We start from the raw sequence: 14326 nt of genomic DNA, 5'->3' as shown, positions 1-14326 counted from the left end.
CATGAAGCCGGCAACGACCAGTCCGAAAATGGCGGCGTATTCAACAAGAAAGTGAGTGTCTTTGCCCGCAAGGCAGGTTATCATTACGGTTGGGACTGGGGGCCGCGTCTTGTTACCGCCGGAATCTGGAGGCCGGCCTATCTGGTGGGATGGAATAACGCCCGCATCGAAAGCGTCCAATACATCCAGGAGAGCGTGACTGCCCAACGGGCACAGGTCAAGGTGATTGCCGAAGTTTTAGCCGACAAGGCCGGTGAAGCAACCTTGGATTTGAAAGCAGACGGCGTAAAAGAAACGTGGAAGCAAACCGTACCGGTGAAAAAAGGAACCAATTTTATTGAAACGAATCTGACAATCAGGAACCCGCGGCTTTGGTGGAGCAACGGTTTGGGCGAAGCCCACCTATACCCATTTACGGCAACCGTCACCATGAACGGACAGAGCGACAGCCGCATGGAACGTATCGGCTTGCGTGACCTGAAAGTAATCCGCGAAAAGGATGCCGCAGGCACCTCTTTCTATTTTCGCCTGAACGGCGTGAATGTATTCGCCAAAGGAGCCAATTATATTCCGCAGGATAATTTTATTCCGCGTGTCACCCCTGAAAAATATGAGAAAACCATTTTCGATGCCGTTAATGCAAATATGAATATGCTTCGCGTATGGGGCGGCGGATTCTATGAAAACGACCTATTCTATGATCTTTGCGATCAATACGGCATCTTGGTATGGCAAGACTTCATGTTCGGATGCAGCCTCTATCCGGCGGAAGGCGCCTTGCTGGAAAATATTCGTCAGGAAGCGATTGAAAACGTGAAACGATTGCGAAATCACCCGAGCATCGCCCTCTGGTGCGGAAATAATGAAAACCAAGCCGCTTGGTTCGGCTGGGGATGGAAAGGAAAATATGAAGCAATGGGTCAAGGGATTGCCGATAAACTTTGGAAACAATTCTCCGACCAATATTTTGTAGTCTTGCCCGAGGTGGTTAAAACCTATGACCCGACCCGCTTTTACTGGCCTTCCTCTCCTTTCAATGGAAATCAGAACGAGAAGCCGGAGACCGGAACACCCAATTGGAATCCGAACGGAGACGCCCATTATTGGGGAGTATGGCACGGCAAAGACTCTATTGCAAACTATAACGTGGTTCGCTCCCGTTTCTTCTCCGAATATGGCTTCCAGTCTTTTCCCGAATACCAATCCATACTTAAATATGCACCCGAAGAACGGGATCATAACATCTTTTCCGAAGTCATGATGGCGCACCAACGCGGAGGAAGTCATGCCAACGGATTGATCGAGTGGTACTTGCTCAACGAGTATCGCAAGCCGAAAGATTTTCAAAATTTCCTCTATATGGGACAGCTTTTACAGGGAGACGCCATTAAAACGGCCATGGAAGCGCATCGCCGGGATATGCCCTACTGCATGGGCTCACTCTTCTGGCAGCACAATGACTGTTGGCCGGTAGCCTCCTGGTCCAGCCGCGACTATTACGGCCGCTGGAAGGCACAGCACTATTTCACCAAAAAAGCTTATGCCGAAATACTGGTCTCTCCGATTGCCAAAGACGGCAAACTGGAAGTCTATGTAGTATCCGACCGGCTGAAAGCGGTGAAGGGAACGCTGCAGGTCCGCGTCCTCGATCTCAACGGAAAGGTGGTGAACGAAGAATCCCGAAAAGTCACCTTGCCGCCCAATACAAGCAAGGTGCAGTATGCCTCTTCCGTCGAAAGCTTGTTGAAAGGCAAGGTGCCTAACGAGGTCGTCGTCAATGCCCGTTTCTTTGAAAACGGAAAGCAGGAAGCGGTATCGAACAATTATTTCCTGACACGTTTCAAGGAGATCAATTTCCCCAAGGCAAACATCCATACCCAAGCGGTTCCATCCGGTGACGGGTACGATGTAACCGTTTCGTCCGACGTCTTCGCCCGGGCAGTCTTCCTGAGTATCGAAGGGATCGATAATTTCTTTTCGGACAACTATTTCGACCTGATTCCCGGCGAGCCGGCTACGATCCACGTAACGACTTCGCTTCCGCAAGAAGAGTTTGTGAAACAACTGAAAAGCGAAAGCATCAGCGCGGCATATTGAAGTATAATATCCTATAAGGCGCTTCAAAAGGGCCGTAAGGGAATTACGTAGGGGCGAATTGCATTCGCCCCTATTATACAATTTAATAAAAAATCAACGTGTTATATATATATAGTTCCATGATGTGGGCGAATGCAATTCGCCCCTACAATTCGATACCGAAGGCGTGAAAAGGAAACGGAAAAACCGGATTTTGGAATAAATACATTTAAAACGTTAAAATAATTGTCGATTTGAAAAAAAAACCACATATTTGTTTTGTTTATCGAGTACTAAATTGAAGAGGAATATAGACGATTACTAAATCGCTGATAAGAATAAAAAAGAGAGACTAAAAGTTTAGGGCTATGGAAGGGGCAAATAACAAAAAGCAGACAGGGGCAGGTGACAAAGAGATATTGTTTTCGAAAGCAATCAAAGCCGGATCGAGAATTTATTATTTGGATGTAAAGAAAAATTTGAAAGAAGATATGTTTCTCGCCATTACGGAAAGTAAGAAGAATTATCCGAAAGACGGATCACCCATTACCTTTGAAAAGCACAAGATATTTATCTATCAGGAGGATTTTACCAAGTTCCTGGATGGGATGAATGAGGTAATCAACTACATACGCATCCATTCGGATGCAGAAGAAAGGGCTGTCGAACCTAACGACGAAGGCCCTTCAAAAGAAGAGCCTTCGGATGAAATCAAGCTGAATTTCAACTTTTGAAATCGCCGTTGTTTTCTATTTAGCGCAGTCTTCAATGATTTTAATCAGCCGGTTTCCGAGTTCTTCGGCTTCCTTCATCGTATGCGCCTCGGAATAGATCCGTATGATCGGCTCCGTATTACTCTTACGCAAATGCACCCACTTGTCTTCGAAATCGATCTTAACCCCATCGATATCCGTAATATCATAAGCAGCAAATTGCTCCTTCACTTTCAGCAGGATAGCATCTACATCGATATCCGGTGTCAGTTGGACTTTCTGTTTTGAGATGAAATACGGAGGATAGGTAGCCCGAAGTTCGCTGACTTTCAGCTTCTTTTTAGCCAGATATGTCAGGAAAAGGGCGATACCAACCAAGGCATCCCGTCCGTAATGGCTGGCGGGATAGATCACTCCCCCGTTTCCTTCCCCGCCGATGACGGCGTTCTTCTCTTTCATTTTTGCCACGACATTCACCTCTCCTACGGCTGCGGCATAATATTCGCAGCCATACTTGCGTGTTACGTCCCGCAGGGCACGGCTTGAACTCAGGTTGCTAACCGTATTACCGGGTGTTTGGCTCAATACATAGTCGCTCACGGCAACCAGCGTATATTCTTCGCCGAACATTTCTCCATTTTCACAGACAATTGCCAGGCGGTCTACGTCCGGATCGACCACAAAGCCTACATCCGCCTTAGCATGCTTCATCAAAGCCGCAATTTCGGTCAGATTTTCCGGTATCGGTTCGGGATTATGGGCAAAGTTTCCGTGAGGATTGCAATGCAGTTTAAAAATCTCCTTCACTCCCAAGGAATAAAGCAGATCCGGCAGCACAATGCCGCCGACCGAGTTCACACAATCGATTGCTACGCGGAAGTTCGCGGCACGGATTGCCTCCACATCCACCAGCTCGAGGTTAAGAACACTCTCAATATGCCGTTCCTTATATCTTGTATCGATAATAACCGTCCCGATATGATTTACATCCGCAAAAGTAAAGTCTTCGGATTCTGCAAGGGACAGGACTTCATTTCCTTCGGTAGCATTCAGGAATTCTCCCTTCTCATTCAAAAGTTTCAGGGCATTCCATTGCTTCGGATTATGGCTGGCTGTCAATATAATGCCTCCGCAAGCCTTTTCCATGGCAACAGCCAGCTCGGTGGTCGGTGTAGTGGCCAGATCGATATCGACAACATCGAACCCCATAGCGGTCAGCGTACCGATTACAACTTGTTTCACCATCAGGCCGGAAATGCGCGCATCCCTACCTACGACAATCTTGTTGGTTGTAGCCGGGGTATGTTTACGGATAAACGTAGCATAGGCAGCCACGAATTTTACGATCGACAGTGGGTTTAATCCTTCCTCCGGAGTCCCGCCGATCGTCCCGCGAATTCCTGAAATAGATTTTATTAACGTCATATCTTCTATTTGTCAAAAATAAATCTTACTCTATCATAATATAACGGTTCGTAATTAGAAATCTGATAGGCACTTCCAACTCCCGATTTAAACGGTACAATCATACGAACGACAGAACTATCTCCTACAAAAGCCAACGCGGATTCCAAACCGGGACTCAGAAAATATTGTTCAGCCTCATTACCTTGCTGTCCGACCGCAAATGCCAATCCATAGGTAAACTGAAAGTATTGGCTTCCGTTTGTAAAGAAATTGAATTTATAAGCAGTATCCAGATTGAAGAATATTTCTCCACTGAACCGGGATAAGATCTTCGTCTGCCCAAGGATTGCACGATCTCCATTTCCGGAATCCACCACATTCAGGTAGACGCCTGTAGGCAATTGGACAAACTGGTTTTCTTTGAAAACGCCGTCTGCCGGATAGTTATCCAATATTTCGAATTTTTTCTCACTAATCAAGCGCCGAATCTCCTTTTTTTCATCATTCAGGTAGTCCGTATATGATTTTGTCTTATCGCACGCTACGATGCTTATAATACACAAACCAATCATCAATATATTAAAACCCTTTTTCATCCGTTTTCAGTATTAACGATATATATTGTGACAAAAGTAACTAATATCCATTATATCTCAATATGTTTATTCAAATCTTCAAAATTATTAGGATTAAACTGCATTAATCCTTTTTCAAAAGTGTCGATGGCATCCTTCATGGTACCGTGAAATTCCCCGCCGGAAGCGTTTTTGTGCCCTCCGCCGTTAAAATAGGTTCCGGCAAACTGGTTGCAGGGAAAGTCCCCGACCGACCGCAAGGACACTTTAATATAGTCTTTGTCTTCCCGCAGGAATACTGAAAACACCGTATTTTTTATGCTGAGAGGCTGATTGACAAAATTTTCTGCATCTCCCGACACATAATTGAAGCGGGCGGCCTCTTTTCTCGTCAATGTGATCAATGCGGCATGTTGTTCGGGATACATTTTCATTTTTTCATACAAGACATAGCCGAAAAGGCGAAGTCGCCATTCGGAATAAACTTGGTAGACTTTCCTGTAGATCGCGTCCTTATCGATTCCCTTCTTGATCAGTTCGCCGATAATGACATAAATCTCCGGTTCATTGGAATGATAGGTGAAAGAGCCCGTATCAGTCATCATCCCGGTATAGATACATTCCGCGGCCTCCTTCGAAAGCAGATCGAACTGCCCCATCCGGCAAATCAGGCGGAAGACCATCTCACTTGTAGAAGACATTTCGGGATAAGACATCACAATCGAACAAAAGCCATCCGGCTCCAAATGGTGATCCACCATAATACGGACGGCATCCGCCGCCACAACGGGCGCAGCTAACGCGGCAATCCGCTTCGGGGCATTAAAGTCGAGGCAAAAGATGACCTCCGCTTCCCGAATTAATTGTTCCGCGAAGTCAGGATATTTCTCATAGATGACAATGTCCTTCGTTCCGGGCATCCATTTTAAAAATTCAGGAAAGTCATTCGGAACAATCACGGAAACCTGATCCTTTCCATATTCCGTCAGAAAATGATACAGTCCCAGCGAAGAACCGATGGCATCCCCGTCCGGAGAAAGGTGCGTCACGATCACGAAATTGTCACATTCTTCCACCTGTTTTTTGGCTTTCTGTATCTGTTCTTCTCGTATGATTTTTGTCAGCATAAAATGATCATTTGTGAAGAGGCAAAGGTAGCATTTTTCAGCATTACCGAAGTCCCAAAGCCAGAATAATTTGATAAACCAGCCACAAAAACAGAGCGCCCAAGAGGAAGAAGAGCCTTTTCACCTGCCTGTTCCGCCAATAGCAAAGAAGAAGAAAGAGGAGGAGATAGCCTCCCAGCATCGAGAGAAAATCGAAATGAAACCGCAGTGTCGCCCCCGGTACCCGGCTGAAAGATTCCACAACCCACAAAAGGCTCTTTGTCAATAACTCCGCCCCTGCCTGCAAACAACCAACCAGCGGGAACCACTCCGGTAATACGATCCAAAGCAGGGTAACCGGCAGAAGTATACCGGACAAAAACGTAATCGGCAAATTCGTAAAAAGGAAGACGGTGGAGAATTGACCAAAGTAATAGCAACAAAGGAAGAAGGTTCCGGTCTGTGCGGAAAGCGTCACGGTAATCGCCTCCCAGGGAGCTTTCAGCAGCGGATTACGCAAAGGGATCCACCGGCTTAGCCGGGGCTGGAAGTAGAGAATCGAGAACACGGCCAGATAACTCAGTTGGAAGCCGATATCCAATAAGTAAAACGGCTGGTAAACCAGCATCAGGAAAGCGGAGGCAAACAACGTATTGTAGCTGTCCGTATTCCGGCGGAGCAATCTACCGGCCAGAAAGATCGTCAGCATCACCGCCGAACGGACCGCCGGCACGGCCAATCCTGTCAGGCAGGTATATCCCCAGACGACCGCAAAGGTCAGCAGGAAATTGAGTAACCTGAAAAAAGGCCTGCGGGGCAGCAACGCAAACAAGTAAGAAACGAAACAACCCACGACTGCAACGTGAAACCCGCTAACCGATAGCAGATGAACGACACCGGCCACAATAAACTGCCGGTTCACTTCCGGATCCATTGCCTGCCGGTAGCCGGCCGTCAAGGTAGCCAATACGGAACGTTCGGCCTCCGTCAGCCGTAACCGCTCCAGTTTCCCCACCCAATGCATCTGTTGCTCCGCCGCCCACGCCTGCAATCCATTCGGAGAAGCAGGCGGAAGAAGAAGCCCTTGTTCGCGATAGGCTGTCATTTGGATAGATAAAAACAGGATTAGGCAAAGGAACGCCAGCCCCCATACCCAACGGTATTCATAGAGAAAAGAACAGCCTTCCTTTCTTTGTACCGGAAGAAACGAATAGAGCAAGACGGCGGCTACCGGAAAAAGCAATACCCAGGAAACAGTCGCCACCGGAAAGCAAAGTTGCAGGACAAAGCCTGCGATCCAGAACAAAAGAGGCCTCGCAAAAGGCCTCTTCCGTAATTCGTCCGTCATGTATCAGAGTTAAGGTCGGTATGATGTTTTTCTACAATGCTTTCAGCTTCCGGATCGCCTCGATCGGATCCGACGCCTTAAAGACATAATTTCCGGCAACCAGTACATCCGCACCGGCATCCAACAGGCGCCGTCCGGTCTGTTCGTTGACCCCTCCATCCAACTCGATCAAGGTATGCAGCCCTTTCCGCTCGATCATCTCTCTCAACCGTACCGTCTTCTCAACCGAGTGTTCGATAAAACGCTGGGCGCCGAAACCGGGATTGACTGACATAAGCAGTACCATATCCACATCCTGAATAATATCTTCCAGCAAGCAAACCGGCGTATGGGGATTCAGGGTCACCCCGGCTTTCATTCCCGCATCCTTGATTGCAGCAACCGTACGGTTCAGATGGGTGCAGGCTTCATAATGGACATTCATCAGGTAGGCGCCGGAAGCGGCTACTTCCCGGATAAATTTCTGAGGCTCGACAATCATCAGATGGACGTCCATCGGTTTTTCACAAATCTCTTTCAGCGCTTCCATCACGGGAAAGCCGAAAGAAATATTCGGCACAAAGACGCCATCCATCACATCCAGATGCAGCCAATCGGCTTCACTCCGGTTGACCATCTCCACTTCCTTTCTCAAATCGAGAAAATCAGCGGATAACAAAGAAGGGGCAATTTTATGTTTCATTGAATTGAACTAAGTTTGGAACAAAAATACATAAAAAAAGAGAATGCGTTGACGGCATCCCCTTCCTTTTGATCCTTAATTCAGTACAATCACCCTCCATTCCGAATTTAATCCGCTTTCCGAATGGCAAATACGAGCAAATTGCCGCAAAAACTCAAGCGTTTCTTCTTTAGGGCCTTCTTTTCTTTTTTTATCAATCCCTACCTTATTTTCTCTTTTCTCCATGCTTCGTGTAAATAAATACTTCATAGGCTTCATATGTTTTTTCTTTATAGATAAAACGAACCTACCAGAAACTTATTGTTCTACGAAACGCATTTTGAATGTTAAAAATGTCAGGCTAAAGATAATTCGATATTATTTTCGTAAGCCATCCGACGCATATTCAGGATCGCATAGCGCATACGTCCCAACGCCGTATTAATACTGACTCCCGTATGCTCCGCTATTTCCTTGAAACTCAGGTCTTGGTAATAACGCATTTCCAGTACTTCGCGTTGATTGTCCGGCAGGTGCTTCACCAGCTTCCGGACATCCGACATCACCTGGCGGCGTACCAGATGATCTTCAACCGTGCCGTCACAAAGCTTAATATCATTAAACAAGTCGATCTCCACCTCATCATTGGAAACCGTGTTTTCGTTCCGTTCCTGGCGAAAATAATCGATAATCAGGTTATGGGCAATGCGTGTGATCCAGGCCTTGAACTTGCCGCTTTCGGTATAACGCCCTTGGCGGATCGTCAGGATTGCCTTTACAAACGTTTCCTGAAAGATGTCTTCCGTCAGTTCGCGGTTGCGTACTATAAAATAGATATAAGAATGGATACAGTTTTTGTATCGGTTTAACAAAACATCGAAGGCGGCATTATCGCCCTTTGCATAAAGGATAACCAATTCTTCGTCGGTCATCGATTTAATTGTATTCATTACTTCTGTATTTTGGTTTAAAGAGTAATGTTATGCAATAGGCAGTTCTTTTAGATGTTAGACTTTATTTATATTCGGAAACAAAAAAACAAAAAAGTTTTGAATACTGCAATAGTTTTTAAGGTTAAATGCAAAGAAAGCCCCCAATTCCTACGTTTTATGTACGAATCGAGGGCTTTTTTGTACAAAGTTCACGAATATAATTTTTATTTGCTTTTATAGCCAGTTAAAATTTATAACCCAAAGTCAAGGCAAGCCTTGTCGTATTTGTCTTCAACGAAGCCGGCACGGATTCTACCGGAGCAATATGAGAGGCCGCATCTTCATAGAATGTGCTGGAAAAAGCATAGGCATTCTCTTTCTGCGTCCGGTAGATGCAGGTTAGGTCCATGTAGAAATTCGGGGTGAAACGATATCCCAAACCGACCGAATAAGTACTGATTGTTCCGGCATCCAACGTATAATTCGGAATGGTTCCGGCTGTCATCACTTCCACGTTCCCGTTTTTAAAGTCCGATTTCATCGGGCTTGTTTGCCAAACTCCTCCGGCACGCACTGCAAATTGGGGAGTTGGTTTATATTCCGCTCCGACACGGATCGTATGGGCCATGCCGAAATCCTGGTCGATAAAATCATTATCGGCATAATCAGAGCCTTCCCGATTGGATAAATTCATGTTTTTGTAATTCTGTATTTCGTAGTCTACGCTGATCAGGGCCTGTGTCCCGATAATACCGGCGGCACTGAAAATCCATTTATCCGGCGTACGAAGGCGGTACGGAGTATAAGTATCCGCATCATCCGGCGTATTAGCGTCAAACTTCGGCTTTTCCCATGAATGGATGTAAGTACCGGCTTCTGCGTAATAATAATCATTCAGCTTATACCATTTTGGTGAATTATAGGCGACTCCCAAACGCAGGAAATCCGTCGGGGAAACTATTGCGCCCAGATTGAAGGAATATCCTGTTCCATCCGTAGACAAATGATTATCCAGGTAAAGATGGTCCGATTGGGGAAAATCCTCATCGTAAACAGTGCTGACACTATAATCTACATCGGTCACAATGAAAGAAGCGCCGAGAAACAGGAAATTCGAAACATTCGTCGCCAAGGAAAAGGTGTAATCATCGATAGCGCCCCGTTCACGTACGTCCAAGGTGGACAAATTAGGCGAAAATGTATTCCAAACTCCGTTTGTCCTCTCTCCGAAACCGGAATGATAGACATCATCCCGTCCATATTGCGTTCCGAAATAACCTCCTTCATATCCCAATATAGGCAACCAGGGCAACCAGACAGATTCACCGCCGACGCTGGCTTTATTAAAATAGGGATCATAATTATCCGTTAATATCAGTTGGCCTTCCGGTATCCCATAATATCCGTTGGCATCTTGGAATGCATTGCTTGCCCGTGAAGCTACATAATCAGCCAATGAGGCGCCTTGCGTACCCGACATCCGGTAATTCCGGTTAAAATTTTTAATGCGATTATATGAAAAGCCGAAATTCCAACCGATAATGCCTTCATCCTTTCCCGTAGGGACATAGCCGACATAGGCGATATTGCCGAAGTCAAATTTCGTCTTATCATTATCTATTTTGGAACCATTCCAATTGGATTGTGCATTGATCATCGACAAGTTCAAGGTCGTTACCACTTCCGAACTACGATAAACTCCCAGGCCTGCGGGATTGGCCGACATCACGGAGATATCACCACCCAATGCGCCGAAAGCGCCACCCATACCCATGTAGCGTGCCGTCCCATTCAATTCTGTCTGCGAGAGCCGGTAAGCATCGATCTCTCCTTGCGCAAACGCAACACCACTACTTAGCAATAGCATACATAAGAATAAATACGATCTTTTCATATTTCATTATTTTCTAAAATTTCATCTATAAAAGTAAGGGCGCTTACCATTGCACCCTTACTTAATTCTTATCTCTCGGAAATAATTACCTACGACCTCCGCCGGAAGAACGTCCGCCGCTACTGCCGCTGCTGACACTACCGCCTCCGCTGGAACGGCCTCCACTGGATGATGGAGCGCTGATGCTGGAACTGGATCGTGTGCTGCTCGGTGCGGAGTAGCTGCTACGGCTTGAGCTGCTGCTCGGAGTGCTTCTGTTGACAGAAGAACTGTTGCTCGGTGTAACGGCACTGCTACGTCCGGTAGATACCGAAGAACGGTCGCTCGAGGTCGAGACCCGCGTACGTGAAGTATTGGAGATGCTGCTACGTCCGGTGGAAGTCCCTTCCGAAGAAACAACGCTGCTCCGCTCCGCGGATGAGTTAATACTACTGCTGCGTCCTGCGGACGAACGGCTGGTGCTGATACCGGCCGCATCCCGTCCTCTCAAAGAGGTAGTCCGTCCGGCGGAACTCCGTCCGATGGATTCGTCCCGTGAAGAACGAACGCCTGAACTTCTTCCTCCGTTTGCATAGCGGGCTCCGCTCGAACGTCCCGCATCATTCCGGTAAGCCGGACGCCCGTAATGATTATGGCCCCAGCCGCCACCCCAGTAGCCGCCGTAATATCCGCCGCCATAATATCCGCCGCCCCAGCCCCAGTACGGGTTGTAGAACCAAGGATCATAATATCCGGCATAAAAGCCTCCCCAACCCCAGCCGAAGCCGAAGTACGGACGATAGAAAGAGCTGTAATACCAATAGGGACGGTAGCCGCCATAGAACCAAGGATCGTAATATCCCCAGCTATCCCAGCCGTTCCCGATGCCTATATTGACATTCACGTTGGCATATCCGTCCGAATAGTCCGTATCGTATCCGTAAGAATAATAGCCATCACTGATATTCAGGTTCACATTGTCAGCCCCTGCAATCGTAATCGTGCTGGGGGAATGGTAGCGAACAATCCGCTCGCTGTATTCGTTATCGGAAGTACGTACCTCCGGAGCAATCGTATCTTCAACGGCCTCTTCCGGCGCTTCGAAATCATAACGCCTGTTATATTCATCTACGCTGATTTCCGGAGCGGAAGCGGAAGCTTGCGCGCTTACCGTCGATTGTTTCACCGGAGTGTCCGACTTTATCACTTTTTTCTCTTCGACTTTTTCTTTTTTTGTATTTTTGCCGGAAGAGAAATACACATCATCAAAAAATTCCTCTTGTGCCGCGACATTGAATGCCATCAGCAACATAATTAATAAAGAGGTTAGTTTAACGGTTTTCATCTTTGTTTCTCCTCTACTTTTAGTTAGTATTCATTATCCTTTTTAATTTCTTCTCTTCTTATGTTTTAGACTTCCGGTTGCCCGGAAGGTTTAATCGCTTTCCTTAATAACAATCCGGAAAAGACCTTTGTTACTCACAAATATATGGATTCCGCTCAAACGGACATTGATTTACAGAATATTTAACTACTTCAATTACCCAACTGCCTCCGTAACCGGTCTCCGCTTTTAAAATATAGATGGAATAAATCCTCCAAACGCTGCATTGAAAAAGCAGAAAAAGTAAATACTTTTCGCACATCCCCTATATACTCTGCTTGCATCGTGTCAATCCGATAAGGTGTTCTATGGCTATCGAACAGGTGTTTGACGGATATAAAACAGGTGTTTGACAGATATGAAACACGTGTTTGACGGCTGTGAAACACGTGTTCTACAGCTGTGAAACACTCAACCGGATTGCGAGAATCCCCGTCTCTGATAGCGACAATTGATAAAATGAATAGCAGCAATTCCGTTTATCGGTTTACCGGTATCGGAAACCGGAAAGCGTACCTCTCCATTGAAAGCATGCCAAAAGCCCGCAGGGAGAATGTGTAGAGGGGGCTGCCGGTCGCCCGCATGATGGGATACAGATAGAGGGCTGCTGATTTTTTTTAGTCACAAATTATCGCTATATTTGCGATTATTATTATTTAATAAGTAAAGATTATGACTCTAATTATTATTCTTGTTGTCGTCGTCCTTTTCGTCCTCTATTCCATCTCCCTCTACAACCGTTTGGTGAAGTACAAAAACAATCGGGAAAACGCGTTTGCCGACATCGACGTACAGTTGAAACAACGCCATGACCTGATTCCGCAGTTGGTAGAGGCGGTAAAGGGATATATGAAACATGAGAACCAAACGCTGATCGATCTTGCCAAAGCGCGTACGGCGGCTGTTTCCGCCAACAGTATCGACGAAAAAATTGTGGCTGAAAATAAGCTGTCTTCCGCGCTTGCCGGACTTCGCGTCACGCTGGAAGCCTATCCGGAGCTGAAGGCGAACCAGAACTTCATGCATTTGCAGGAAGAGATCTCCGACGTGGAAAACAAGCTGGCTGCCGTCCGCCGTTTCTTCAATTCGGCTACCAAGGAATATAATAATGCGGTGGAAGTCTTCCCCGCCAACCTAATCGCCGGAATGTTCGGATTCAAACGGGAACCGATGTTCGACGTCGGCGAAAACCAACGCGCCGTCCTGGACAAGGCTCCGGAGGTAAAATTCTAACAGTCATAACCGTTCATGAAATATCTCGGCATTCAGACCCAAATACGGCGGAACAATCAGCGTTCCGCCCTGTTACTCATTCTTTTCCCGGTTTTATTGGTTGCGCTGAGCTGGCTTTTCTTTTTCCTGCTGGAACTGCTGGTCGCCTCCAATTCGGAACGGCCGGATCAGGGCGTGAACATCGACGGGGTCAACTATCTGTTCCTGAATGCCCTGCCCTTTGTCGTCCTGGCTTGCGGACTATGGTTCGTCATTGCCTATTTCTCCCATACCTCGATGATCAATAAGGCGACTTCCGCCCATTCGCTGAGCCGGAAAGAGAATATGCGGGTGTATAACCTAGTGGAAAACCTCTGCATGTCGCAGGGGATGACGATGCCGAAAATAAACGTGATCGAGGATGACTCGCTGAACGCCTTCGCCAGCGGAATCAACGAAAAAACCTATACGGTCACACTCTCGCGCGGAATCATCAACAAACTGAATGACGAGGAATTGGAAGGAGTAATCGCCCACGAACTTACCCATATCCGGAACCGGGATGTACGGCTGCTGATCGTTTCGATCATCTTTGTCGGCATCTTCGCCTTCCTGACTGAAATGGCGATGCGTTCCGTACGCTACGGAGCCTTGTCCGGAGGCGGGAACAACCGGAACAAAAACAACAATAACATCATTATTATCCTGCTGATCCTCGTATTGGCAGCAATCGGCTATCTGATCAGCATGGTCATGCGGTTCGCCATCTCCCGGAACCGGGAATACATGGCCGACGCCGGAGCGGTGGAGATGACCAAACGCCCGGAGGCGCTGGCTTCGGCGCTACGGAAAATCTCCGGGGATCCTCGCATCGAGGCGGTAACCCGCGAGGACGTCGCCCAGCTGTTCATCGAAAATGCATTGGATAAAAAGCCATCCTTTTTCGGCAAACTATTTGCCACCCACCCGCCGATCGAAGAGCGGATCCGGGTATTGGAAGCCTTCTGACCGTCAGGCCCGCTCGCTGAGCTCCAGCCAA

At 47.0% G+C, this 14326-nt stretch carries 13 protein-coding genes; 4 read left to right on the top strand and 9 right to left on the bottom strand.

Translation table 11 applies throughout. From position 1 onward, the window contains the following. Together BQ8014_RS09590 and BQ8014_RS09585 are read left to right on the top strand one after the other, a co-directional pair. Window positions 1–2097, top strand: a 2097-nt coding sequence (locus BQ8014_RS09590) for a beta-mannosidase (protein WP_080904143.1), incomplete at its 5' end; no start/stop codon positions are given. Window positions 2098–2444: 347 nt separating this feature from the next. Then, the gene (locus BQ8014_RS09585) at window positions 2445–2810 is read left to right on the top strand and encodes a DUF3276 family protein (protein WP_080904142.1); all 366 of its coding nucleotides are present in this window, start codon (window positions 2445–2447) and stop codon (window positions 2808–2810) included. Window positions 2811–2825: 15 nt separating this feature from the next. On the opposite strand, the gene glmM is transcribed toward BQ8014_RS09585, so the two are convergent. The 9 genes from glmM to BQ8014_RS09545 form a co-directional block, all read right to left on the bottom strand. Next, the gene (gene glmM, locus BQ8014_RS09580) at window positions 2826–4214 is read right to left on the bottom strand and encodes a phosphoglucosamine mutase (protein WP_080904141.1); all 1389 of its coding nucleotides are present in this window, start codon (window positions 4212–4214) and stop codon (window positions 2826–2828) included. Between the two features lie 5 nt (window positions 4215–4219). After that, window positions 4220–4792, bottom strand: a complete 573-nt coding sequence (locus tag BQ8014_RS09575; RefSeq protein ID WP_080904140.1) for a DUF4827 family protein — start codon at window positions 4790–4792, stop codon at window positions 4220–4222. Window positions 4793–4842: 50 nt separating this feature from the next. Continuing rightward, window positions 4843–5898, bottom strand: a complete 1056-nt coding sequence (locus tag BQ8014_RS09570) for a DHH family phosphoesterase (RefSeq protein WP_080904139.1) — start codon at window positions 5896–5898, stop codon at window positions 4843–4845. A 43-nt stretch (window positions 5899–5941) separates the two neighbouring features. Then, window positions 5942–7225 (bottom strand): ComEC/Rec2 family competence protein, encoded by a 1284-nt coding sequence (locus tag BQ8014_RS09565; protein ID WP_080904138.1) that lies wholly within the window; start codon window positions 7223–7225, stop codon window positions 5942–5944. 31 nt (window positions 7226–7256) lie between these two features. Beyond that, window positions 7257–7907: a ribulose-phosphate 3-epimerase gene (rpe, locus tag BQ8014_RS09560; RefSeq protein ID WP_080904137.1), complete on the bottom strand. Its 651-nt coding sequence runs from the start codon at window positions 7905–7907 to the stop codon at window positions 7257–7259. Window positions 7908–7982: 75 nt separating this feature from the next. Then, window positions 7983–8156, bottom strand: coding sequence for a hypothetical protein (locus tag BQ8014_RS19185; protein ID WP_160150064.1), 174 nt, complete (start codon window positions 8154–8156; stop codon window positions 7983–7985). Window positions 8157–8242: 86 nt separating this feature from the next. Then, window positions 8243–8836 carry an RNA polymerase sigma factor gene (locus BQ8014_RS09555; RefSeq protein ID WP_080904136.1) on the bottom strand — a complete coding sequence of 198 codons (594 nt, stop codon included), beginning with the start codon at window positions 8834–8836 and terminating at the stop codon, window positions 8243–8245. Window positions 8837–9062: 226 nt separating this feature from the next. Then, complete coding sequence (locus BQ8014_RS09550; RefSeq protein WP_080904135.1) at window positions 9063–10712, bottom strand: OmpP1/FadL family transporter; 1650 nt, start codon at window positions 10710–10712, stop codon at window positions 9063–9065. A gap of 85 nt (window positions 10713–10797) precedes the next feature. Next, window positions 10798–12036 (bottom strand): hypothetical protein, encoded by a 1239-nt coding sequence (locus BQ8014_RS09545; RefSeq protein WP_080904134.1) that lies wholly within the window; start codon window positions 12034–12036, stop codon window positions 10798–10800. A gap of 711 nt (window positions 12037–12747) precedes the next feature. Here BQ8014_RS09545 and BQ8014_RS09540 point away from each other — a divergent pair. Together BQ8014_RS09540 and BQ8014_RS09535 are read left to right on the top strand one after the other, a co-directional pair. After that, a complete protein-coding gene (locus tag BQ8014_RS09540; protein ID WP_080904133.1) occupies window positions 12748–13308 on the top strand; it encodes a LemA family protein in 561 nt (186 codons plus the stop codon). Between the two features lie 15 nt (window positions 13309–13323). Then, complete coding sequence (locus tag BQ8014_RS09535) at window positions 13324–14295, top strand: M48 family metallopeptidase (protein WP_080904132.1); 972 nt, start codon at window positions 13324–13326, stop codon at window positions 14293–14295. The last annotated feature ends 31 nt before the right edge of the window (window positions 14296–14326 follow it).

This window comes from Parabacteroides sp. Marseille-P3160 (assembly GCF_900162725.1).
In the GTDB taxonomy this organism is placed as follows: Bacteria; Bacteroidota; Bacteroidia; order Bacteroidales; family Tannerellaceae; genus Marseille-P3160.
Note: the sequence above shows the minus strand (reverse complement) of the source record. Positions and strands in the feature narration are given on the sequence as shown.